Annotated in this window: 25 protein-coding genes; 18 read left to right on the forward strand and 7 right to left on the reverse strand. The window is 31.1% G+C overall.

Annotated features, from left to right (window positions below; genetic code table 11):
* The first annotated feature begins 158 nt into the window (after positions 1-158).
* From MHB47_RS05225 to fumC, 8 genes are all read left to right on the forward strand, one after another.
* Entirely contained in the window at positions 159-1622 is a 1464-nt protein-coding gene (locus MHB47_RS05225) for an ABC transporter substrate-binding protein/permease (protein ID WP_340757277.1), read from the forward strand.
* Positions 1615-2337 carry an amino acid ABC transporter ATP-binding protein gene (locus tag MHB47_RS05230; protein WP_340755494.1) on the forward strand — a complete coding sequence of 241 codons (723 nt, stop codon included), beginning with the start codon at positions 1615-1617 and terminating at the stop codon, positions 2335-2337. Before MHB47_RS05225 ends, MHB47_RS05230 begins: the two co-directional genes overlap by 8 nt.
* 180 nt (positions 2338-2517) lie before the next feature.
* Positions 2518-3648 (forward strand): tRNA epoxyqueuosine(34) reductase QueG, encoded by a 1131-nt coding sequence (gene queG, locus MHB47_RS05235; RefSeq protein WP_340755495.1) that lies wholly within the window; start codon positions 2518-2520, stop codon positions 3646-3648.
* 1 nt (position 3649) lies between these two features.
* Positions 3650-4120 (forward strand): tRNA (uridine(34)/cytosine(34)/5-carboxymethylaminomethyluridine(34)-2'-O)-methyltransferase TrmL, encoded by a 471-nt coding sequence (trmL, locus tag MHB47_RS05240; RefSeq protein WP_002507233.1) that lies wholly within the window; start codon positions 3650-3652, stop codon positions 4118-4120.
* Positions 4121-4304: 184 nt separating this feature from the next.
* Positions 4305-4904, forward strand: a complete 600-nt coding sequence (locus MHB47_RS05245) for a 6-phosphogluconolactonase (protein WP_002507234.1) — start codon at positions 4305-4307, stop codon at positions 4902-4904.
* A 23-nt stretch (positions 4905-4927) separates the two neighbouring features.
* Complete coding sequence (locus tag MHB47_RS05250; protein WP_340755496.1) at positions 4928-5113, forward strand: SAS053 family DNA gyrase inhibitor; 186 nt, start codon at positions 4928-4930, stop codon at positions 5111-5113.
* A gap of 207 nt (positions 5114-5320) precedes the next feature.
* Positions 5321-5737, forward strand: coding sequence for a hypothetical protein (locus MHB47_RS05255; RefSeq protein ID WP_002507236.1), 417 nt, complete (start codon positions 5321-5323; stop codon positions 5735-5737).
* A 227-nt stretch (positions 5738-5964) separates the two neighbouring features.
* Positions 5965-7350: a class II fumarate hydratase gene (gene fumC / locus MHB47_RS05260; protein ID WP_340755501.1), complete on the forward strand. Its 1386-nt coding sequence runs from the start codon at positions 5965-5967 to the stop codon at positions 7348-7350.
* Positions 7351-7421: 71 nt separating this feature from the next.
* Here fumC and MHB47_RS05265 read toward each other — a convergent pair whose 3' ends face one another.
* Entirely contained in the window at positions 7422-8249 is an 828-nt protein-coding gene (locus tag MHB47_RS05265) for an RluA family pseudouridine synthase (protein WP_002507238.1), read from the reverse strand.
* 197 nt (positions 8250-8446) lie between these two features.
* Between MHB47_RS05265 and MHB47_RS05270 the strand changes: the two genes are divergently transcribed.
* The 3 genes from MHB47_RS05270 to MHB47_RS05280 all read left to right on the forward strand — a co-directional run bounded on the left by MHB47_RS05270 (position 8447) and on the right by MHB47_RS05280 (position 11607).
* Positions 8447-9556: a GAF domain-containing sensor histidine kinase gene (locus MHB47_RS05270; protein ID WP_340755505.1), complete on the forward strand. Its 1110-nt coding sequence runs from the start codon at positions 8447-8449 to the stop codon at positions 9554-9556.
* A 22-nt stretch (positions 9557-9578) separates the two neighbouring features.
* A complete protein-coding gene (locus MHB47_RS05275; protein ID WP_340755507.1) occupies positions 9579-10202 on the forward strand; it encodes a response regulator transcription factor in 624 nt (207 codons plus the stop codon).
* Between the two features lie 121 nt (positions 10203-10323).
* A complete protein-coding gene (locus MHB47_RS05280; RefSeq protein ID WP_340755509.1) occupies positions 10324-11607 on the forward strand; it encodes a dicarboxylate/amino acid:cation symporter in 1284 nt (427 codons plus the stop codon).
* 147 nt (positions 11608-11754) lie between these two features.
* Here MHB47_RS05280 and MHB47_RS05285 read toward each other — a convergent pair whose 3' ends face one another.
* Positions 11755-12069 carry a hypothetical protein gene (locus tag MHB47_RS05285; RefSeq protein ID WP_340755511.1) on the reverse strand — a complete coding sequence of 105 codons (315 nt, stop codon included), beginning with the start codon at positions 12067-12069 and terminating at the stop codon, positions 11755-11757.
* Positions 12070-12301: 232 nt separating this feature from the next.
* Between MHB47_RS05285 and MHB47_RS05290 the strand changes: the two genes are divergently transcribed.
* Positions 12302-12661: a hypothetical protein gene (locus MHB47_RS05290; RefSeq protein ID WP_340755513.1), complete on the forward strand. Its 360-nt coding sequence runs from the start codon at positions 12302-12304 to the stop codon at positions 12659-12661.
* 178 nt (positions 12662-12839) lie between these two features.
* Here the strand turns inward: MHB47_RS05290 and purU are convergent, their stop codons facing one another.
* Positions 12840-13691: a formyltetrahydrofolate deformylase gene (gene purU / locus MHB47_RS05295; protein WP_340755515.1), complete on the reverse strand. Its 852-nt coding sequence runs from the start codon at positions 13689-13691 to the stop codon at positions 12840-12842.
* Positions 13692-14120: 429 nt separating this feature from the next.
* Between purU and xdrA the strand changes: the two genes are divergently transcribed.
* From xdrA to yhaM, 6 genes are all read left to right on the forward strand, one after another.
* Positions 14121-14585 carry an XRE family transcriptional regulator XdrA gene (gene xdrA, locus MHB47_RS05300; RefSeq protein ID WP_002507245.1) on the forward strand — a complete coding sequence of 155 codons (465 nt, stop codon included), beginning with the start codon at positions 14121-14123 and terminating at the stop codon, positions 14583-14585.
* Between the two features lie 320 nt (positions 14586-14905).
* A complete protein-coding gene (locus MHB47_RS05305) occupies positions 14906-16036 on the forward strand; it encodes a DUF445 domain-containing protein (protein WP_340755517.1) in 1131 nt (376 codons plus the stop codon).
* A gap of 68 nt (positions 16037-16104) precedes the next feature.
* Positions 16105-16449 carry a YlbF/YmcA family competence regulator gene (locus MHB47_RS05310; protein ID WP_340755519.1) on the forward strand — a complete coding sequence of 115 codons (345 nt, stop codon included), beginning with the start codon at positions 16105-16107 and terminating at the stop codon, positions 16447-16449.
* Positions 16450-16669: 220 nt separating this feature from the next.
* Complete coding sequence (locus tag MHB47_RS05315) at positions 16670-17854, forward strand: metallophosphoesterase family protein (protein WP_021339010.1); 1185 nt, start codon at positions 16670-16672, stop codon at positions 17852-17854.
* Position 17855: 1 nt separating this feature from the next.
* A complete protein-coding gene (locus MHB47_RS05320; RefSeq protein WP_340755520.1) occupies positions 17856-20789 on the forward strand; it encodes an ATP-binding protein in 2934 nt (977 codons plus the stop codon).
* Entirely contained in the window at positions 20789-21730 is a 942-nt protein-coding gene (gene yhaM, locus MHB47_RS05325) for a 3'-5' exoribonuclease YhaM (RefSeq protein WP_002507250.1), read from the forward strand. The genes MHB47_RS05320 and yhaM overlap by 1 nt, the downstream gene beginning before the upstream one ends.
* A gap of 147 nt (positions 21731-21877) precedes the next feature.
* Here the strand turns inward: yhaM and prsA are convergent, their stop codons facing one another.
* The 4 genes from prsA to MHB47_RS05345 all read right to left on the reverse strand — a co-directional run bounded on the left by prsA (position 21878) and on the right by MHB47_RS05345 (position 24858).
* Complete coding sequence (prsA, locus tag MHB47_RS05330; protein WP_021339012.1) at positions 21878-22870, reverse strand: peptidylprolyl isomerase PrsA; 993 nt, start codon at positions 22868-22870, stop codon at positions 21878-21880.
* A gap of 285 nt (positions 22871-23155) precedes the next feature.
* On the reverse strand, positions 23156-23713 hold the full coding sequence (locus MHB47_RS05335) for a DUF3267 domain-containing protein (protein WP_002507252.1): 558 nt from the start codon (positions 23711-23713) through the stop codon (positions 23156-23158).
* Between the two features lie 268 nt (positions 23714-23981).
* Complete coding sequence (locus tag MHB47_RS05340; RefSeq protein ID WP_340755522.1) at positions 23982-24353, reverse strand: YtxH domain-containing protein; 372 nt, start codon at positions 24351-24353, stop codon at positions 23982-23984.
* A 79-nt stretch (positions 24354-24432) separates the two neighbouring features.
* Positions 24433-24858 (reverse strand): HIT family protein, encoded by a 426-nt coding sequence (locus MHB47_RS05345; protein WP_002507254.1) that lies wholly within the window; start codon positions 24856-24858, stop codon positions 24433-24435.
* Positions 24859-24896 lie beyond the last annotated feature (38 nt).

Here is a 24896-nt window from a genome sequence, read left to right on the forward strand (position 1 = left end):
CCTAATGTATATTAGGTCTTTTTTTATACATAAATAATGCATATTTTGTCTTTTTTATAAAAAAATCACTATTATAGATAGCTTTTGTATAAAAAGTTATTGAATAATATTACGTTATTATGTATAATAATTAATTATATAGAGAGGGGTTAACCATGATGAAACACACTATTAAACTATTTATGGTCTTTATTATATTTATTAGCGCCATAATTACATACATAAATCCTGATGCTCAAGCAGCAGAAGAAGATCAATGGGATAAAATTAAAGAACGTGGAGAATTGAGAGTAGGTTTATCTGCAGATTATGCACCTTATGAATTTGAACATAATGTGAATGGTAAATCTGAATATGCCGGTATTGATATTGATTTGGCAAAGAAAATTGCAAAGGACAATGATGTAAAGCTAAAAATTGTTAATATGCAATTTGATAGTTTGTTAGGAGCAATTAAAACTGGGAAAATCGATTTAATCATTTCTGGAATGACACCAACACCTGAACGTGAAAAAGAGGTAGATTTCTCAAATCCATATATGACGGTTGAACAAAAAATGATTGTTAAAAAGTCTGAGGCAGAAAGATTTCAAAATATAGATGATTTTGCTAATCAAAAAATTGGTGTGCAAAAACAAACACAACAAGAAAAAATTGCTCAAACAGAAATTGAAAATGCACAGATACAATCTTTAACGAGAGTACCTGAAGTTATCATGTCATTGAAGAGTGGCAAAATAAACGGGATGGTTATTGAAGGACCAGTTGCAGAAGCTTACTTGAAACAAAATGAAGATTTAGCATTTGCAGATGACGTGAAATTTAATGAAGGTACGAAACAAACAGCAATTGCAGTACCTAAAAATTCCCCTGAATTAATGCAAAGACTTAATACTACTATTAAAGATGTTGAAGATAAAGGTTTACTAGCAGATTATAAAGCATCAGCTGCAGAAGCAATGAAAAAGGACGAAGGAAATTTCTTTACTAAATATGGAAACTTCTTTATAAAAGGTATTCAAAATACGATACTCATTTCAATTGTGGGAGTAGTGCTAGGTGCAGTGTTTGGTGCATTTATTGCGTTATTAAAACTAAGTAAAGTTAGAGTTTTAAGATGGTTAGCTTCCGCCTATATTGAATTCTTAAGAGGCACACCATTGCTCGTGCAAGTATTTTTAGTTTATTTCGGTACAACTGCAGTATTAGGTTTAAATATTTCTGCATTAATTTGTGGTATGATCGCGCTTGTAATTAACTGTTCTGCATATATTGCTGAAATTATTAGAGCCGGTATAAATGCAGTAGATAAAGGACAAACTGAAGCTGCACGTAGTTTAGGATTATCTTATGGCCAAACTATGAAATCAGTTATATTACCACAAGCTATTAAAAATATTTTACCTGCCTTAGGTAATGAGTTTGTAACAGTAATTAAAGAATCTTCTATAGTATCTGTAATCGGTGTTAGTGAAATTATGTTTAATGCACAAGTTGTTCAAGGTGCCTCATTTGATCCGTTCACACCATTGATCATAGCAGCTATACTGTATTTTATTCTCACATTTACATTATCTAGAATTATGTATTTCTTTGAAGGGAGATTGAAAGTTAGTGATTAATATTAAAAACTTATACAAGTCATTTGGTAAAAATGAAGTTCTAAAAGGTATTGATTTTACTGTAAATCAAGGCGAAGTAGTAGCAATCATAGGTCCTTCAGGTAGTGGGAAAAGTACCTTACTGCGTTGCATGAATCTACTAGAGACGCCAACAAGTGGTGAAGTTATATTTAAAGACAATAATTTAACGAGTAAAGATACAGAATTAGAAAAATTGCGTCAACAAATGGGGATGGTATTTCAAAATTTCAATTTATTTCCGCATAAAAAAGTAATAGATAATGTTATTTTAGCGCCTAGTTTATTAAAAAAAGAGAATCAAAATGACTTGAAAAAAGAGGCCCAGTTGTTATTAGAAAAAGTGGGTCTAGAGGATAAATCTGATGCATATCCAGCACAATTATCTGGTGGTCAAAAGCAAAGGGTAGCAATTGCTAGAGCATTAGCGATGAACCCTGAAGTTCTATTGTTTGATGAGCCGACATCAGCGCTTGATCCAGAGGTTGTAGGAGACGTATTGAAAGTTATGAAAGATCTAGCTAAAGAGGGGATGACAATGGTAGTTGTAACCCATGAAATGCATTTTGCTAGAGATGTAAGTGATAAAGTAGTATTTATGGCTGATGGTGTCATCGTTGAGTCTGGGACACCAGAAGAAGTCTTTGACCACCAACAACATGAAAGAACGAAAAACTTCTTATCAAGAGTTTTGTAATTATTTAATAATAAGACTGAATTGGTAACATAGGATTGTTTAAAATCAATCTTATGTTATTGATTTGGTCTTTTAATTTTTTATATTTAAATTATAATAAAAGTATTATAGCTAATACTCTAAAGCCATACGAATGTGTTAAACTGTAGAATGTATGTTTTTAAGGTGGGGTGTATGAAAATGGATTTAAACCAATTAAAACAAGATGTTATAGACTATGCCCATTCAATTGGTATTGATAGTATTGGTTTTACGACAGCTGATCCTTTCGATGAAATGAAGCAAAAGTTAGTGGATTATCATGCAAAAGGTTATGCATCTGGTTTTGAAGAATCTGATATAGAGTTAAGAACAGAACCGAAATTAAACTTGCCAACAGCGAGATCTATTATAGCAATCGGCGTTGGTTATCCAAATAAATTAAAAGGTGCGCCTAAAAGTGTCCGTGGAGACAGAAGAGGTATGTTTGCCAGAGCTTCTTGGGGGCAAGATTATCATACTATTATGAGAAAACGGTTAGACAAATTAGGTGAGTATTTACAATCTAGAGTAGAAGACGTTGAAATTAAATCAATGGTAGATACGGGAGCATTATCTGATCGTGCTGTAGCAGAACGTGCAGGGCTTGGGTTTGTAGGAAGAAATGGCTTTGTCATCAATCCTGACCTTGGCACATGGACGTATTTAGGCGAGATGCTAGTTAGTATACCTTTTGCTCCTGATGACCCGTTAATCGATAGCTGTGGCGATTGTACGATTTGTGTCGATCGTTGTCCAACAGGAGCACTCGTTGGAGATGGACAGTTAAATAGTCAGAAATGTATTAGTTTTTTAACCCAGACGAAAGGCTATCTCGAAGATGAATATCGTTATAAAATTGGTAATAGACTTTATGGATGTGATACATGTCAACAAGTGTGCCCGAAAAATAAAGGGATTAACACACAACATGACGATATAGTATTAGAACCTGAAATTTTAAAACCAAGACTCGTGCCTTTATTAAAAATGAGTAATAAAGAATTTAAAAATACTTATGGTCATTTAGCAGGAGCATGGAGAGGTAAGAAACCGATTCAACGTAATGCAATTATTGCTTTAGCACATTTTAAAGAAGAAACATCAATACCAGAATTACAAGATGTTGCGTTAGATGATCCAAGACCTATGATCAGAGCTACAGCATATTGGGCGATAGGACAAATTCAAGGCGAGGCTGCTAGACCATTTGTTGAACAACATTATGAAAATGAACTAGAAGAGGTTCAAATTGAAATGTTAAAAGGACTTGAAACGAGGAGCGAAAAATAGAATGACAAATCACATAGTATTATATCAACCACAGATACCAGGTAATACAGGCAGTATAGCAAGAACATGTGCAGGTACATATACACATTTACACTTGATTAAGCCACTTGGTTTCAGTACAGATGACAAGATGTTAAAGCGTGCTGGTTTAGATTATTGGGAAACTGTTAATATTACTTATCATGAAAGTATCGAAGACTTTTTTGAAGCAACAGAGGGCACTTATTATTTATTAACTAAATTTGGAAAGAAAACATATTCAGATTTTGATTTTACTGATACTGCTCATGATCATTTCTTTATTTTCGGACGTGAAACGACAGGATTACCTGACTGGGTGAAAGAAACGTATCAAGAAACGGCATTACGTATTCCTATGAATGATAATATTAGATCATTAAACTTATCTAATACAGCATCATTACTTATTTACGAAGCATTACGACAACAAAGTTTTCCAGAATTACATTAATGAATGCGCTAAATGAATGAAAATAATGTGGTAGATTTGTATAATAGAGATAAGTCTTATAACTTAGCATTTAGTTAATTAAATTGATACATTAGTGATGTTGTGGTTTATCTCCATTACATCAAGGGTATTAATAAAAATAATGCTAGAACGCGTCTTAATAAAAAAGAGGAGTGTAATTACTATGGCAATGAACTTTAAAGTTTTAGAAAATGAAAAAATTGTAGCTGAATATGCTGCAGATATATTAAGAAAACAATTTAACAACAATCCGACGACTATTGCAGGTCTACACCTTTCCAATGATAATTCACCAGTATTAGATGAATTAAAGAAAAATGTAGATAATCATCCTGTAGACTTTAGTCAAATCAACATTTTAGATTATGATGATAATAAATCTTATTTTGAAGCTTTAGGTGTACCTGAAGGTCAAATTTATAATGTTTCATTTAATGAAGACACTGAATCATTTATTAGTGATAAAATTAAAACAAAAGAAAATAAAGGTAAATTGATTACACAAGTACTATCAATTGATACTAATGGTAAATTGAACGTAAGTGTAAAACAAGGTCTATTTTCAGCACGTGAAGTTATATTAATTATCACTGGCGCTGACAAAAAAGAAGTTGTTCACAAATTATATGAAGAAAATGGTAAAACAAACTTTGAACCTTCAGATCTAAAAGCACATCGTATGGTAAATGTGGTTTTAGATGAAGCGGCAGCAGAAGGATTACCTGAAGATGTAAGACATTATTTCACAGCACGTTTTGCTTAATATAAAAATGTGAGGTGATAGGTATGACAAACGAAAAAGATAATAAGCATTTACAAAATGATGCATCTGAACCTGAAAATGAAATGGTCAGTGACTACGAAGATGTAGTAGAACTTGGTAAGGAAATGGAGCAAATTTCTGAGGAAAATGATGAAGCTAAGTTAGATAAATCCCATGATCCAGAAGTTCGTTCAGATTTAAAAGATTAGTTTTAATTTAGCTCTTTGTTGAATTTGTTATTCACAAAGGGCTATTTCTATGTCTTTTTATAGCAATCGAGATTTTAAGAAGATGAATATTTAACTTTTCGATTTTTAAATAACACGATAAATTATTTTCAATTTAAAAAGAAATGCCAAGTTAAAAGTGAATGTGTTATTATTATATCATTATTAGATTTAAGGAGACTTATACATATGTTAAGTAAGTATTGGAAATACATTATGATTAGTGCTGTCATTGTTAATTTAATTTCTATTAAAGGCTTTCCTATGGCAATTGGTGCACTCTACTTACCCGTGTTATTTAAAGTTATAAAATTGCAGATAAATTTATCGCGTGGACTTGTTGATCAAGTTAATGCTTCTACGTTTGTTAAAGGTAATCAAACAGGAATTATTATAAGTGTGATATGTTGTATTGTAATAACTGTATTGTTATTTAAACCATTAGGAGATTTTTATAATGGTTTAACTGGGTTCTTAGGTACATTAGTTACGATTAGTCCTGTTACTATGGTTATCGGTGCGATTCTACTCATATTAACAGCAGTAGGCGTAATACAAGCAGCAAAAGTACAATTCAACAAAATAAACATTACTAAAGAAAGTTAAATTTCATAGTGTTAGATGATTTATGAAAAATACCGTAAAATCTTATTGATTTTGGCGGTATTTTTTTATAGAAAAGTGAAGTGTTCTAGTTAATAAAGTAAAATAATAACTCAGAAATACAGTTTAAAATAAAATAATATGTAAACGCTCTATAATACGATTGCCCCTTTAAAATAATTAATGCTATACTAAAGCTGAATAACGAATAATGAAGGGGAGAATTTGAAATGTCAGTTAGAATTGAACATGATACATTCGGTGAAATTGAAGTACCTGCAGATAAATATTGGGGTGCTCAAACAGAAAGAAGTAAACGCAATTTTCCAGTAGGTAAAGAACAAATGCCAATTGAAGTTGTTTACGGATTTGCTCAGTTAAAAAGAGGGGCAGCTTTAGCTAACAATGAATTAGGAAAACTATCAGATGCTAAAAAAGATGCCATTGTTTATGCTTGTGACCGTGTCATTAATAAAGAGCTAGATGAACATTTTCCATTAGTGGTTTGGCAAACAGGTAGTGGCACACAAAGTAATATGAACGTAAACGAAGTTGTGAGCTATGTAGCTAATGAATATTTAAAATCACAAGGCAGTGATGAAACGATTCATCCGAATGATGACGTTAATAAATCACAAAGTTCAAATGATACATTCCCAACAGCAATGCATGTTGCATTATATAATGAAGTAGAAACAAAACTTGAACCAGCTTTAAAAGCGTTGCGTGATACTTTTAAAGAAAAAGAAGAACAATTTAACGATATTATAAAAATTGGACGTACGCATTTACAAGATGCAACACCTATTCGTTTAGGACAAGAAATTAGTGGATGGCGTTTCATGCTTGATAAATGTGAAACTTTATTAGGCGAATCAAAAGCACACATTTTAAATTTAGCGATTGGCGGTACAGCTGTAGGTACAGGTATTAATGCACATCCAGAATTTGGCGATAAAGTAGCTAAATTCATTTCAAAAAATACAGGTTATGCATTTGTATCATCTGAAAATAAATTCCATGCTTTAACAGCACACGACGAAGTGGTTCAATTACATGGTACTTTAAAAGCATTAGCAACTGACTTGATGAAAATTGCTAATGATATAAGATGGCTAGCATCAGGTCCGCGTGCAGGGCTTGCTGAATTATCTATTCCTGAAAATGAACCAGGTTCATCTATTATGCCAGGAAAAGTAAATCCGACACAATGTGAAATGTTAACAATGGTAGCAGTACAAGTTATGGGTAACGATGCTGCAGTAGGTATTGGAAGTTCTCAAGGTAATTTTGAGCTTAACGTATACAAACCTGTCATTTTGCATAATACATTACAATCAATTTATTTATTAGCAGATGGTATGCAAACATTTAATGAAAATTGTGCAGTTGGTATTGAGCCAATTCATGAAAATATAGATAATTATTTAAACCAATCATTAATGCTAGTGACTGCTCTAAATCCACATATTGGATATGAAAATGCTGCAAGTATTGCTAAAAAAGCACACCGTGAAGGTCTTACATTAAAAGAATCTGCGATACAATCAGGTCATGTGACCGAAGAACAATTTGAACAGTGGATCAAACCTGAAGACATGGTTGAACCAAAATAAAAAATACTTTAAAAAGCCAACGCTTCTTTAAATAGAAGGTGTTGGCTTTTTTTGTAATATATTAATATGATTTAAATTTCATCGTCCATACTTACTGAAATTGTTTCTTGCGTAAGTGGGTGGATAAATTCAATTTTATAACTATTTAATTGAAGTTGTCTTAGTGTTGAATTACCGTATAATGGATCACCAATTACTGGATGGCCAATTTCAGCTAAGTGAACACGAATTTGATGGGTCCTACCTGTATCTAATTTTAAATCTACTTCGCTTACATCTTCTTTAATCATTTTAGAATTAATAATATGTGTAATTGCAGTTTGTCCAGTAGGTGACACTCTACGTTTATTTGAGTGGAATTTATCTTTGCCAATTGGCATATCAATCGTTTGTGGTTTGATAGGTAATAAACTGTGCACATTTGCTTTATAAATACGATCAATTTCATTTTCTTCCAACATACGGTCTAAAATTTTCTTCATTAATGGATTTTTAGCAACAATCAATAAACCAACTGTTTCTTGGTCTAAGCGGTGTATTGGCTCAACGTAATCACTCTTGACTGTATAGATAACGTGATTCATGAGTGTATTACTCTCTTTTAAATCATTCGGGTGTGTTTTAACACCTTTTGGTTTCATTACAACAGCGATATCGTCATCTTCGTAATAAATCTGAGCGTAGCGATAACTTGGTAAATAATTGCTTACTTCTTCTGGTGTAGGAATATAAGCTATGTCACCAGTGTTTACTTTAGACATTAATGTTGCCGGTTCATCGTTAATTGTAATTAACTTAGACATATTTAAATTATGTAAGTCTTTTTTTGGTAAGTGCAATTGTTGAAAAATTTCTCTCAATGTTAATTGATTATATTTAATAGGGATTTCAAATTTCATAGTATCCTCCTTGATTATCATATATAATCATACCATAAACAACGTGTTAAAAATATTAGACATAGTAATTCTATGAAATTTATTTTATTGTTAATTAAATCATTTTGTAGGTTAATCGTAACTATATTTTTCAATTAGTTTATGAGTCTGTATAATATATGTAAAGTAATATTGTATAAAAAGAATGGACTGGTTAAATGGAAAAACCGACTAGACTTGCTTTATTAAAAGAAATTGCAGAATTTTTAAATGTAGAAACAGAAACATATAGTATGATGCAAGGTGCATTGAAGTCTTTAATTCAAGGAAGCGAGTTTACAACAGGCTGGATTTTCTTTATTGATGATTCAGGTCAACATGAGCTTGTATCTCATATAGATTTACCAGGCGCATTAGCCAAACAAAATTGTAAATATATGTGTGAAGGCACGTGCTGGTGTGTTCAAGCTTATCAAAATAAGAAATTGACCAAAGCTTCTAATATCATTAATTGTTCGCGTATCAACCTTGCAAACCGTGCATATCATGATGAAACAGATGGTGTCACGCATCATGCAACTGTACCGTTAAGGTCAGGGGAAGAACAATTCGGACTCTTAAACGTTGCTACACCACATACAACGCATTATAGTGAAGAAGATTTAGAAATGCTTGAGTCTGTAGCATTTCAAATTGGCTCTGCAATCAAACGTATTTGGCTAACGGATCAAGAAAAAGAAGCAGCTCGCATAAGTGAACGAAATCGCTTAGCAAGGGATTTACATGATTCAGTGAATCAAATGCTTTTTTCTGTAAAATTAACAGCCCATGCAGCTGAAGGAATTACTAATGAAGAAGTATCACGCAAGGCGTTTCAAGTGATAGAACAAACAAGTCAACAAGCTGTTAACGAGATGCGAGCTTTGATTTGGCAATTAAAGCCAGTTGGATTAGAACAAGGTTTAGTTAACGCACTGAAAAAATACAGCATGCTTTTACAACTTGAATTAACTGTTAAAGTAGATGGTCTGATCAATTTGCCAAGTATAATTGAAGAAAATATTTATCGTATTATACAAGAAGCAATGAATAATACAAAAAAACATGGTGGTACCAAACAAATAGAGTTATCGTTGATTCAAAAAGATAGCTATCTAACTATTGATATAGTAGATCAGGGCAAAGGATTTAATATTAATAAATCTAATCCACCAGACTCTCATGGTTTAAGTAATATGAGACAACGTACAAAATTGATTAATGGTAAATTAGAAATAGATTCAGCTCAAAATAAAGGCACTACAATTCATATAGCAGTTCCATTATAGTTTTTTTGAAAGGAAGTTTAACATGCATCGAATTATACTCGTGGATGATCATCATATCGTAAGACAAGGATTAGAATTCCTATTATATACTGTTGATGATATAGATGTTATAGGAGGGTTTTCAGACGGTAAATCTTTCTTTGAATATTTAGAAACAAATGAATTACCTGATATTGTATTATTAGATTTAGTTATGCCAGAAATGAATGGTATTGAAATTACAGAAATGATGAAAAAGTCGTATCCAGAAGTGAAAATTTTAGTCCTTACAAGTTATGTGGACGATGAACATGTCATTTCCGCAATTGATAAGGGTGCAGATGGATACGAGATGAAAGATGTAGAGCCAGACCAATTAATAAAAACAATTAAGAAAGTACTTTCAGGCGAGAAAACGATACACCCTCAAGCGCAAAGTGTCATCGAAGCGGTGAGTAAAAAGCCACATTTTACTAATAAATTATCAAAGCGTGAATCTGAAGTGCTAGCAGAGATGACTAAAGGTAAAACAAATAAAGAAATTGCAGAATCATTATTTGTTTCTGAGAAAACTATAAAAACACATGTGAGCCATATTTTTAACAAACTTCAAGTAACTGATCGCACACAAGCAGCGATATATGCGATGCAAAACAATCTCATATAATATAGCGAATCTACAGTGTTGGAAGCGGATTCATTTTTTTGTAATTATTTTCAAATTTTGCTTTTATTTATATAAAATTACTATATAATACAGAGTAATAAACAATAGGGGGGATAATGCAATGAAAACAAAAAACCTTTCAATGAAGATTGTCATAGCATTAATATTAGGTATTGCCATTGGTTCAATTTTTAATATGTTTGCACAGTCTGCATTCGTAATTAATGTTGATAAATACGTGTTTAATGTTATTGGACAAATTTTCTTGAATTTAATATTTATGTTAGTAGTGCCAGTAGTATTTGTATCAATCGTTTTAGGAGTGGTAGGGGTTGGGGACCCGAAACTACTTGGTGGTATAGGTTTAAAAACAATTACATTCTTTTTAGCAACTACAGCTTTAGCAATTACAATTGCTATGGTTTTGGCATTGATATTTAATCCAGGAGAAGGTAAATCTGATTTATTAAATAGTGAAGATGTTTCTAGTTATCAAAAAACTTTAGATAAAGAAGAGGGCTCACAAAGTGCTGCAGCCAGTCAATCGTTCGATCAAACTTTAATTAATTTATTTCCAAAGAATCCATTACAATCAATGACTGATGAAAATATGCTTCAAATTATCACATTTGCTATTTTTATTGGGGTCGGTCTTATTATGGTTGGTTCCAAAGCACAAATGGTACATAAATTTTTTGAACAAACCAACGAAGTACTCATGTACATCGTGACAATGATTATGAGTGTCTTTGCACCAATTGGTACGTTTGGTTTAGTTGCACATGCATTTACAGGAGCAGGTTTTGGTGCTATTAAACAATTAGGTATGTACTTCTTTATCGTATTGTTAGCACTCGCAATTCATTTCTTTGTAGTTTATGGATCGGCAGTTAAATTTATAGGGAAAACAAGTCCATTGAAATTTTTCAAAGCATTTATTCCAGCGATTTCGCTTGGATTTAGTGCTTCTAGTTCGACAGCAACGTTACCAGTATCACTAAGATGTACGAAGAAAATGGGAGTGAGACCTGAAATTGCATCCTTTGTTCAACCTTTAGGTGCGACAATTAATATGGATGGTACAGCAATTATGCAAGGGGTAGCAACTATCTTTATTGCTCAAATTTCAGGCGTGGATCTTTCATTTGGTCAACTTATTACTGTAGTAGTGATTGCAGTTGTAGCATCAATTGGAACTGCAGGTGTGCCAGGTGTTGGTTTAATTATGTTAGCAATGGTATTAAATGCAGTGGGACTAGATCCAGCAGCAATCGGTATTATTTTAGGTATAGATAGATTGTTAGATATGACAAGAACATCTGTTAATATTACTGGTGACGCAGCTTGCGCATTAATTATTTCAAACGCAGCAGACAGAAAAGACGCTAAAAAGGCTCAAGCATAACTAGTTAAGGGTATTTTAATAAAAAAGCCTCTCATTCAATTGTTTGAATGAGAGGCTTTTTTAAATGCCAATTTAAAAATATGTATAGTTGTTAATTTAGATGAAAGTAAAATACATTGATTTCTAAAGTAAGAATGACTTCACACTTTAAATTTTATTAATGGAGTTGTAAAGTTCTATAAATTGTTTACCATCTTTACGCTTCACTTGATCGAAAATCCACGATTCGCCATCGTTATCTATTATGACAATGCGGAATGGAGAAAATGAAAAACCAAATTTAATATTTTTAATTTCTTTAAAGTGAAAAGTGTCTTTAATTTCTGTTCCTTTCAGTACACCACTTGCTTGAAAGTAAATTTTATCATTTAGAAGTGTTAAAGTACCTGGAATTGCTTGAGCTGTATAAACTTTCATAGCAGCGTATAGCGAAATCTTTGGATGGTGAGCTTTTAATGTCATAATAAACCCTCAGTCTTTAGTGGAATTTTTCCTAGTATATCATTTTTAAATGTATGCAACAAATAAGGAATTAACTTAATATAAATTAAAATTACAAATTTAAATAGAAGCAGAAAGTTTTTCAGAATATATTTATATAAAAACTTTAAAAATTCAGAATATTTTTCAGTGTTATAACCATGTTGCAAGATAATCAAAATAAATTGCAATATATTAAGGAGGAATTTTCTATATGGATACATTAAATTTTGTGAAAAGTAAGGGGTTAGTAAGTTTAATGTTTGCTGCTTTGATTATTTCGTTAGTAGGTGTCTTCAATAGTGCAAGTGCTGCAAGTATAGATAATTCTGTAGAAGTGGGCAAGAAGGATGATAGTACAATACATCTTAAATTAAAAGAGGGTATCAAGGGTACTCAAGCTGACGATGGGGCGGTTACGCTTACTGATGAAGATGGAGAATCTAAAGAATTACCTACGGAAGTAGAAAAAGACGGAGAAACAGTTAAGATAAAATATACAGAAACTGACGATGGATATGATATGGAAGTTTTAAGTAAAGAGACTACTAGTACGCAAGCAGCTTCAATTTAACAAGTTTTTGTTTTAAAATGGATTAACTCTCTAAATATAAATTTTAAGAGATTAGAACATAAGTAATCATGATGAAGTAAATCATTTAAACTAAAAAAGAGCCTTTATAGGCTCTTTTTTAGTTTATTAATTTTATTGATATTCTCTAGTTTTATATTTGCTATTACTGTTTGTACTATTAATTAAATACAATTGTTTTATTTCCTTTTGTAACAATTACTTTGTGTTGTACATGGTATTCCACAGCTTGTGCTAACACACTTGATTCAACATGACGACCAATTTTTCTTAAGTCTTGGACATTATAACGATGAGTAATGCGCGTTACATCTTGATCAATGATAGGGCCTTCATCTAAGTCAGAAGTTACATAGTGACTCGTAGCTCCGACAAGTTTCACTCCACGTTCCCAAGCTTGTTTATAAGGATTTGCTCCAATAAATGAAGGTAAGAAGGAATGATGAATATTGATGATTTGATTTGGGTATTGGCTCACGAAATGATCACTTAGAATTTGCATATATTTTGCTAATACAATGAGTTCAATTTCGTGTTTAGCACAAATATCTAAAATGTCTTTTTCAACTAAATCTTTTGCATTATTACTAGGTATGTAATAAAAAGGAATATTAAACGTTTCTGCAAAATGTCTATTATTTTCGTGATTACTGACAACACATACAATTTCCGCAGGTATTTCTCCACGTTTCACTCTCAGTAAAACTTCATTAAAAGCATGGTCTTCTTTTGAAACAAATAATGCGATTTTAGTTTTATGACTATTATCGAATAAATCAAATTCGATATCATTTTCACTTAGTGTTTTTTCTAAAGCTTCTTTTACTAAGGGTACTTTATTAAATTCAAATCTTAAATATAATTTTCCATCCGCATCTTGTGCATGACCATATTCAGTAAAATGATCTAAATGTAAAATATTAGAATCATATTGTGAAATGATATTTGTGATTAATGATGTAATTCCAACTTTGTCTGAACATGTAGCTAGTAATATGTATTTATCTTCCATTTTAAGCACCTCTAATTTGAAAAGTAACTCAGAGTATAATGAAAATTCAGAAAAAAGTAAACGATTATAGCTCAATTTAATAACTTTTAAAATTTTTTAATCTTTTTCTATGCGTAAATAGGTAAAGTAGGCTATAATGATAAATAGTGTTTTTATCTTAAAAGAGTAATAAGTAATTTAGGAAAATGACACTTTTCACAAAAATAATACGCTTACAATCAAAATGTTTTTGTTTGTAACTTATTTATAAGATATAAGATTGATTATTTTGATAATTGCGCCAATGATAAAAAACGATGAAAATTTCATTTCACTCTTTTATTTTCTTGAAAATTGTATTAAGATGTAATTTGTGTTTCAAGAAGCGTGTATTATTGCAATTTCTTGTGTCCGGATAAAATATTCTTTTATGAAAGGTAGATTAAAGTAATGGATAGACAGCAATTCACAGATTTAATTCAAACAAAATTTAAAATGGTACGTATTGAAGCAGGTTATACGCAAGATACGATGGCCCAAACTATTGGTCTTTCAAAAAAGACATTAGTACAAATAGAAAAAGAGAGAGTATTACCTAACTGGACTACGTGTGTGTCAATTTGTGCATTATTCAGAGATTCAGATGTTTTAAATAGTACTTTTGGTTGTGATCCTTTAGAAATGGTACAAACGATTTCTCGTAATCATTGTGCATACCCTAACCATTCAACAACAAGTGACATATACTGGAATACGATTGATAGCCGCAACGGATTTATATTACAAAGTAATAAAGTAAGTGATATCTATCGTGTGCTTAATAATGAAACGCAACCAATATTTGGAACGTCTAAATTAAGAGAAGCTGAAACATACTTCGGCAGAATATCAAAAGAAGAATTAATGCACGTATAATATTAATTCATTTTGTGATAGGAGAATCATTATTTATATAATTGGGTGACATGGGACTTTAAATTGTATATGAATGATTTAGTCACTTTACTCTACTTGACCTAAACAAAGATTTAGGTCTTTTTTTATTTGGTTGTTTTGTAACTTTGTTATAGTTACTGGTGATATTTAAGATAAATTAAGTAACTAAATTTGAAAAGTAAGATATTTTTATTACACATTTTTATAGTAAGTATTATACAATGTAAAAATGATTGTAATTTAAAATAGTCTTTCAATAAAACAGAAATAAAGTTTAGAATTCAAAGGAGAAATCATCTATGCAAACTTTTTTAATAATTGTATTTATGATGGTGATTGGGTCATTGATAGGTGGAGTAACAAATATTTTAGCAGTTAGAATGCTATTTCATCCATTTAAAACCTATTATATTTTTAATAAACGTGTGCCCTTTACACCTGGATTAATACCAAAACGTAGAAAAGAAGTCGCTGATAAGATTGGTCAAGTTGTTGAAGAACACTTATTAACGGAAAGTTTAATCCAATCAAAATTAAATGCACCATCTTCAAGACAAGCAATTGAAGAAGTATTACTCAATCAAATTCAAAAATTAAAACAAGAACATATGACATTGCAATATTTTGCTGATAAGTTAGATTTAGATGTTACGCAGTTAGCAAATGAAAAATTAGACTTAGTGATTTCAAATAAATTAGATGAATTTTATCAAGATAATCAAACTACACCTATCAAGCAGATTATTCCTGAAGAGATAGAAGCTAGCATTGATAGTAAAATAGATTTAGTTCCTGATTTATTATTTGAAAGAGCAAGTGTGTACCTCAATTCAGAAAAAGGTGCGGCTGATATTGCATCTATGTTGGAGACTTTCTTCAACGAGAAAGGTAAAATAGTTGGCTTATTACAAATGTTTATGACTAAAGAGAGTATTGCTGATCGTATTCAGCATGAACTTATTCGTTTAACTAAACATCCTAAAGCTAAGGCAATTGCAAAACAGGTCATTGATAATGAATATGAGACTATGAAAGCTAAAAATTTAAATGAACTTGTTAGTGAAAGTCAGTACAATTCATTTAAAACTTCTGTAACTGAATTAGCCGTTGGTTATTTAGATGTAGATAAAGTATCAAAACAATCGTTTAATACTTTAATGCCAAGCTTTATTCATTTCTTAGAAAGCAAAGTTTGTCAAAAACTAACAGATGTTATCATAGAGAATATATCTAAACATATATCTCCAATCATGAAAAAAATTAATTTAAGACAAATGATTGAAGAACAAATTAATACATTTGATTTAGCTTATATAGAAAAATTAATTATTGATATCGCAAATAAAGAACTGAAATTAATTATGCTTTTAGGTTTTTTATTAGGGGGCATAATAGGGCTATTACAAGGCGTAATTGCAATTTTTGTATAACATATTAAATTATGTTATTGTAATACCGATGTGGTTTTCACACATATACAAAAAAGGAGTGAAGCATAGTGGCAGTAAATTTACACGATCATGCAAATCAATTAGAACAAGCTTTAAGAGAAAGTGATGAATACCAAGCTATTCAAAAAGCTTATGCAAATGTTAAAGAAAATAAAGAGTCAAAAGAATTATTTGACGAATTCCGTGAAACTCAATTAGACTTCCAACAAAAACAAATGCAAGGTGAAGAAATCGGTGAAGAAGAGCTACAAAAAGCACAAGAACAAGCTCAAAAAATCGAAAATGATTCAAACATTTCAGAATTAATGGCTGCTGAACAAAACATGAGCCAAATCTTCCAAGAAATCAACCAAATCATTGTTAAACCTTTAGACGAAATCTACGCTGACTAATATCAATTAATCAGATTTTTGATTTCCAGCTACAATACATTTTATGTATTGTAGCTTTTTTTGTTTTATCGACTGAATCTTAGACAATGTGGTAAAATATAGAGATACAAGGTATTCGCATGCACACATCTTAAAATTTGAATAAGTAACCAATTCATTTATAGATTGTCTTGCATGTATCATCTTAAATAAACCTTTAGATAAAGGAGAACTGTACTGTATGGTGAAATTTATTCATTGTGCTGACTTACATTTAGATAGCCCATTTAAGTCAAGAAGCTATTTAAGTCAGTCGATTTTTGAAGATATGCAAAAAAGTGCGTACGAAAGCTTTAAAAAAATAGTAGATTTAGCATTGAATGAAGAAATAGATTTTATGATTGTTTCTGGTGATTTATTTGACCAACAGAACCGGACATTACGTGCAGAAGTGTTTTTGAAAGAGCAATTTGAGCGCTTATCTAAAGAACAAATATTCGTATACATTTGTCACGGCAATCATGATCCATTATCTTCAAGTATTGGTACAGAATGGCCAGATAACGTTTCAGTGTTCTCAGAAAATGTAGAAACTTATCAAACAATTACTAAAAATGGTGAAGAAATCTACCTTCATGGGTTTAGTTATCAAAATGATGCAAGTTACGAAAATAAATTAGATGCTTATCCATCAAGCCAAGGACAAAAGGGAATCCATATTGGCATACTTCATGGTACATATAGTAAATCTAGCACTAAAGACCGTTATACAGAATTCAGATTAGAAGATTTAAACAATAAGCTGTATCATTATTGGGCATTAGGTCATATTCATGAACGTCAACAATTAAGTGATATGCCTCAAATTCACTATCCAGGGAATATACAAGGCCGACACTTTAAAGAATTAGGCGAAAAAGGTTGTTTGTTAGTAGAAGGTGACGATCTAAATCTTGAGGCTAAATTCGTACCTACACAATTTATTCGTTTTGAAAAAGCAACGCTTGAAACAGATAAAACATCTAAGCAAGGTCTTTTTGAAGCAATTCAAACATTTAAAACACAAGTGAGAAAAAAAGGTAAATCCATTTATCAATTAAAGGTTATTGTTAATTCCGATCAAATGATACCTGAACAAGACGCGTTACAAGTTCATGAAATGATTAGTGATTATGAAGAAAATGAGCATAACTTTGTATTTATTGAAAATTTAACAATCAATAATAAATATGAAGATCAAAATACATTAGTAAAAGAATTTTCACCAGAATTAATCGATGACAACACTGTGTATGATAAAGCTATGAACGATTTGTATTTAAATCCAAAAGCTTCTAAATATCTTGAAAATTATAGTGATTTTGATCGACGTGGTTTGATTGAACATGCCGAAGAATTATTAAAGTCAGATATGAGGGAGGAATAATATGAAAATTAAATCGTTAGAGATATATGGTTATGGCAGATTTATACAAAGAACAATTGAATTTGATGAGACTTTCACTGAAATATATGGTGAAAATGAAACTGGAAAATCTACGATACAAGCTTTTATTCACTCCATTCTATTTGGTTTTCCAACAAAGAAAGAAAATGAGCCTCGATTAGAACCACGATTAGGTAATCAATATGGCGGTAAATTAACTTTAATTCAAGACGATGGTACATTAGTTGATGTTGAGCGTATAAAAGGTAGTGCAGTGGGTGATGTGAAAGTTTATTTACCTAATGGCACGATTAAAGATGAAAATTGGTTGAAAAAAGAATTGAATTTTATTTCTAAACGTACATACCAAGGTATTTTTTCTTTTGATGTACTTGGGCTACAAGATATTCATAAAAATATGGATGAGACTCAATTACAAAATTATTTATTACAAGCGGGTGCATTAGGTTCTACAGAATTTACTAGTATGCGTGGCATTTTAAATGAGAAAAAAGAAATGTTATATAAGAAAAATGGACGTAATCCAATTATTAATCAGCAATTAGAACAGTTGAAAGAATTAGAGGGTCAAATAAGAGTAGAAGAGTCGAAGTTAACTACTTATAAAAGACTTGTAGATGATAAAGATAAATCAGAACGCAGGTTAGATAATATAAAGCAAAATCTAGCACAGTTATCAAAAATGCATAACGAGAAACAAAAAGAACTCACTTTGCACGAACAAACACAAGAGTGGAAAACGCTAGAATCTCAACTTAATATTGAACCAGTACTTTTCCCTGAACAAGGTATTGATCGCTATGAATCTGCAAAAATTCAAACCCAAAACCTTAAAAGAGATTTAGGCTTAAGAGAAGAAAAGTTAGCACATCTTAAATCAGAAAACGAAAAAATTAATGTTCCGAAACAAAGTGATATAGATGCTTTCAATCACTTACACCAACAAGAGAATGAAATTAAACAAAAAGAATACGAACTTAAAGCTATTGAAAAAGACATCCAAGATAAAGAACGCGAAAAGACAGGCCTGAAGTCCAATATTGGTTGGCATGATGTGCATCATCAAGCTGACAGTTCAGAAGCAATGAAAAGTTTTGTAAGTAATCAAATTAAAAACAAACAAGAACAAACTGCATTTGTACAACAATTAGAACGTAATATCGAAGAGAATAAAATTGATCAAGAGACCAATGCTACGGAAATAGATGCTTTAGAAGCAGATATTGTACCTGAAGAAAATTTTGAAAAGAAAAAACAATATAATAAACAAGTATTCGAGCTTCAAGAAAAGAATAACCTTTACCAAAAAATGAAAGAGGCTTTTGATAAAGATCAACAAGAAAATGAGAAAAAACAGAATCTATTACGCATAAGCTTAATTATCTTAGCAGTAATAAGTATAGTACTAACGATTTTCTCATTCATATCTGCGAACATACTCTTTGGCGTTGTATTTGCGATATTGTCAGTCATATTTATCATAGGCGTTTTCTTTGTAAAATCTAAAGAAATAGGTCATAGTGAAACTTTCTCAAAAGAAATAGATGATTTGCAACGACAAATTACGCATTTAGAAGATAATTATGATCTCGACTTTGATTTGGATGATCAGTACCGAGTGCGAGAACAGTTGCATAGTACAGTTAAGACAAAAGAAGCACTTGATAAAAAAGCCGAGTATTTAGCAACGAGTTTAGAACAAGCTCAAAAACAGTACCAAGAAGCCCAAGACAGTATTCACAAAGTTAAATCAGATTTACATTTATCTGATAAAATGTCAGATGAACTGATCATTGATAGTATTGGCACAATGAATAAGATTAAAGACCATGATAAACACATCGATGAACTTAAAGAACAAGCTCGTCAATTACGTGAGTCATTAGAAGCCTTTTATGCGCATGCTAAAGAAATTACAAATAATCAATTTACGTATTTTAATGATTTATCATTATTCCATGACATCAGACAGTGGCTTAAAGAAGAAACAACTAATCTTGAAAAATGGAATAGAAACGATGAGCAAATCAAATTAATTGAGAGTGAAGTATCGCAACTACGCAATCGATTAAACGAAAATAATAATGTGATTACACAGTTATTTAGCTATGTAAATGCATCTGATGAAGAAACTTATTACCAACACCATGTACAATATCAAAATTACCAACAACAAATGACTAGGTTTAATGATTTATCGAAATACCTAGAGAATCAAAATTATAATTATGATTTAAGTTCAAGGTTAAGTGAAAAGACTTATGCGCAATTAACGCACGAAGATGAAGTCTTAGCACGTCAAGTAGACGAATATAATGATCAATATTTAGAAATGCAGTCAGAAGTTAGTGACTTAAACGCAAAAATAACTGATATGGAGACAGACAAGACATTAGCTGATTTAAGACATAGATTCCATATTCTTAAAAATAAAGTAAATGACGAAGCAAAAGATTGGGCAAGTCTGAGTTACTTACAATCTTTAGTAGAAGGTCACATTGCACAAATTAAAGATAAACGTTTACCAGAAGTGATAAGCGAAGCAACTGATATATTTACGCATTTAACAAATGGTCATTACGTACAAGTGACTTATGCAAATGATGAATTAATGGTGAAACAGCAAAATGGTCAAATGTATGAACCAGTAGAACTTAGTCAGTCTACTAAAGAAATACTTTATATTTCATTACGTTTGAGTTTAATCAAAACGTTAAAACCATACTATCCATTCCCTATTATTATTGATGATGCATTTGTACATTTTGATAAGCAACGCAAAGAAATTATGATGAATTATTTAAGACAAATGCCAAAAGACTATCAAATTTTATTCTTTACATGTGTGAAAGATACAAGTGTGCCTTCAAAACAAATCATTACTTTGAATAAATTCGAGGAAGGCGGTAAATAATGAGAAACGTAGAAAATTTAAAGCCTGGAGATTCTGTAGATAACTTTTTTCTAATTCACAAAGCAATACAAGGTGTGACAGCTCAAGGTAAAGATTATATGACACTACATTTGCAAGATAAAAGTGGAGATATAGAATCTAAATTATGGACGGTTTCAAAAGAAGACATGAAAATATTAGAGCCTGAACAAATCGTCCATGTTACTGGTGATGTTATCAATTATCGTGGTAGAAAACAGATGAAAATCAATAAAATAAAGTTAGCAAAACCAGAAGATAATATGAAAACTCAAGATTTTGTTGATGGTGCACCATTAACACCAGATGAAATTCAAGAAGAAGTTTCACATTATATGCTAGATATTGAAAATGCTACATTACAACGTATTACTCGTCATTTGATACGTAAGCATCAGGAAGCATTTTTCACATTCCCAGCTGCAAGTACACATCATCATAACTTCTCTAGTGGTTTAAGCTATCATGTATTAACGATGTTGCGTGTTGCAAAATCTATATGTGATATTTATCCTTTACTTAACCGTAGTTTATTATATAGTTCAATTATTTTACATGATCTAGGCAAAGTAAGAGAATTAAGCGGGCCAGTTGCTACATCGTACACAGTAGAAGGTAATTTACTTGGTCACATCTCCATAGCAAGTGATGAAGTTGCAGAAGCGGCAAGAGAGTTGAATCTTGATGGAGAAGAAGTACTTTTATTGCGCCATATGATTTTAGCACATCATGGTAAGATGGAATATGGTTCTCCTAAGTTACCGCATATGAAAGAAGCAGAAATATTATTCTTTATTGATAATATCGATGCAAAAATGAATATGTTTGAAAAAGCATATAAGAAAACGGATAAAGGTCAATTTACTGAACGTATTTTTGGTCTAGAAGGCAGACAGTTTTATAATCCAACGTCACTAGACTAATCTCGTCATTGTTTATATAAGAGGGTAGTTTGGAACATCAATAGTTCATCCTCAAATAAAATATAAAAAAGGCTGATAGAATCCTTTTGGGATCTATCAGCCTTTTTGAATTTGTGTTAGCTATTTCAGGATCTCTGTGATGGACTATTATTGTCCTGTAGACATTCCAGCGCCACCTTGTTGCATAGCTTGTTGTTGTTGCTGCTGTTGTTGCTGTTGTTTTATTTTTTCTGGGTTTAAGATTGAATCTTCAATAGCTTTTTTGATATCTCTATCTTTATAGTCTACATTATATTCATCTAATAATTCTTTGTATGCATCTGTTAATAATTTAGGCTCTTTTTGTACTTTAGATTGTAATAATTGAGATTTAAGTTTATCTTTTTGTTTATCAAAGTCGTCTTCTTTGTCTGCTTTAATAATGTGATAACCATAATCTGTTTTCACTACTTTAGAAATTTCTCCTTCTTTAAGTTTAAAGAGTGCTTTTTCAAATTCATCTTCCATTTGGCCTTTCATAACATAGCCTAAGCTACCGTCTTTTTTAGCTGATGATTTATCCCCTGATTCTTCTTTTGCGATTTCTCCGAATTTGTCCGGATCTTTATCGACTTGTTTTTTGATTTTTTCTGCTTTTGCTTTTGCATCTTTATCTGATAAACCTTCTTTATCATCTTCGTTTTCTTTCACTTTAATTAAGATATGAGAACCTTTTTTAGTGTTTTCTTTGATTTCTTTATCTGATACTTCGACTTTATCATTAAGTAATTCTTTTTGATAAGCTTGTGTTTTCTTCTGTTCTTTATAATCACTTATAGACATTTTTTGCTGTTTTAACATACTTTCAAATTGTTCTTTACCGCCATATTGTTTCTGTTCTTTTTCGACTTCTTTATCAATATCTTTCGTATTAACTTCGTCTTTATATTTATCTGCTAGTAATTTGTTTAATAAGATTGAGAATGAACTGTTGGCAATTTGTTCATCGCCCATTTTGCTCATGACATCTTCTACTTTAACGTCTCCAGCTTTTGATGAAATAATCGTATCATCTTTTGAATCTGTTGCACTACTACCACAAGCACTTAATAGCAACGCGCTTGCTGTAACCGGAAGTATAACTTTTTTAAATGTTTTCATGGTTGGAAACTCCTTTTGTAATAATAACAACGTAAATATAACATATTATGCTGTGTTCACCAATAAGAAACCCTGTTTCTAGGACTATAGTATTAGTAAATTTATAAAAAAATAGATTATTAAAATTAATTTGAATTAAAAACAAAAAAGTGGGATAGAAATCAAAATTTAAAATTTGATTTCTATCCCATCCATAATACTTATTAGGTATCTGATAGTTATTATGCAATCTCCAATTTACATGTGTAACATAGCATACTGGATTTATGGCAAAGTCACTTCACTTTATTGTTCATATTTAGTGTCAACTTTATTTAAAATATTAATGCCTGTTTGATGTTCTTCTATATATGAACCTTCATTGGAAAATAGTATTATTTTTAAATAAAGAAAATCCATTACTGAATAACCCATATTTAATGCAAGAATAAACATAAAGTAATGACCAAATTGTGGGAATTGTATGCTGGCATATGCACAGATGCTCGTAATAATGATTACAGGTGTAATTAAATCAAAACAAAAATAATATTTATTAACAGGTGTGTTCACATACGTATTATAAAAAGGTACGGATTTATGTCGCACTAATTTATATTTTTTGAAAGATTTATAATAAGGAAACAGAAATACTAAATGAATTGCTTTATGAATAGGGTATAAGATCACCACTAATACTAAAAATACTAAAAAATATTGATCTGTTAATTTCGTATTGGAAAAAAAATACAAAATCTCATAGGCAATCAAGAATGTAATGATCGTTGTGACTAAACTTAGAAATGCTATTCTAGGTAAGCCGAAACGTGCATTAATATCAATTTGGCGTGTACATAGATACATAACTAAATCATGCTCCTCTACTTAATAAATAACAGCACTTATATACTTTCGTATTATCTATCCTAACAGGAAAAAGGTCAAGATAATTTTGAATATGAAATAGGGCGTATATTAAAGAAGAAATAAGCAATCAATTGAATACTTTTATATAAGGTTTTATCAGTATATAAAAAGAGCTGTAAACCTCATTATGGACAATGCTTAGGTTTACAGCTCTATGTTTAGGCTTGATAGATGTTTAGCATAAAATCAATTGAATAACTGTAAGTTATTTATCTTTTTCAAAAGTTTTACTAATTTCTTCGCCACGATTTTGTAAATTCTCGATATGAGACTGTAATTTTTCAATGTTAGGATTGATATCAGATTTGAAATCACCAATCATTGTTTTTACCTCGTCACCAATCGTACTGCCAAATTCTGTACTTTCAGATTTAATTTGAGAGATATAATTCGTAATATCATTTATACTTTGCTTAATGGTATTAATTTCTCTATCAACTTCTGATTCAGCGCCGGCAGGTTTTTTTATTTGTGCATTGAATTGGTTAGACTCTCTTTTATCGCGGTTCATCAAAGCAAAGCCAAGACCAGTTGCAACGCCAGCACTAAGACCTAATAATATTTGAGCTGTTTTCATAAAAATTCTCCTCATTTCTAAATAATATCGCATTCTTTAATATGTTTTATATACCCCATATGAGATAAAATAAGCATATTTAGTCGAATTGAGCTGCTATTTCTTGTGCGAGTTTAGCTTTTTGGTCATCATCAATCGTCTCTTCATGCGTTTCCCATTTATAGCCAAAGCCATCCACATCGTTTTCATATCTTGGTAAAAAGTGGAAATGAAGATGGAAGACAGATTGATCGGCAAATTCACCATTATTCTGTATAATATTTAATCCATCAGGGTTAAATGCTTTTTTAATCGCATTGGCTACTTTAGGTAATGCTGCGCCAATATGTTTCATCGTTTCGGTATCTGTTTCGAAAATATTGGCTGATGCTTTTTTAGGAACTAATAGTGTGTGACCTTTTGTAACTTGAGAAATATCTAAAAATGCGTAAACATAATCATCCTCGTATACTTTATGGCTAGGTATGTCACCATCAATAATTTTACTAAAGACTGTTTCTGACATGAATCTTCACTCCTTGTAAGATTGTTACTGACTATTAT

Source organism: Staphylococcus sp. FSL K6-3157, assembly GCF_038005145.1.
Classification (GTDB): Bacteria; Bacillota; Bacilli; order Staphylococcales; family Staphylococcaceae; genus Staphylococcus; species Staphylococcus equorum.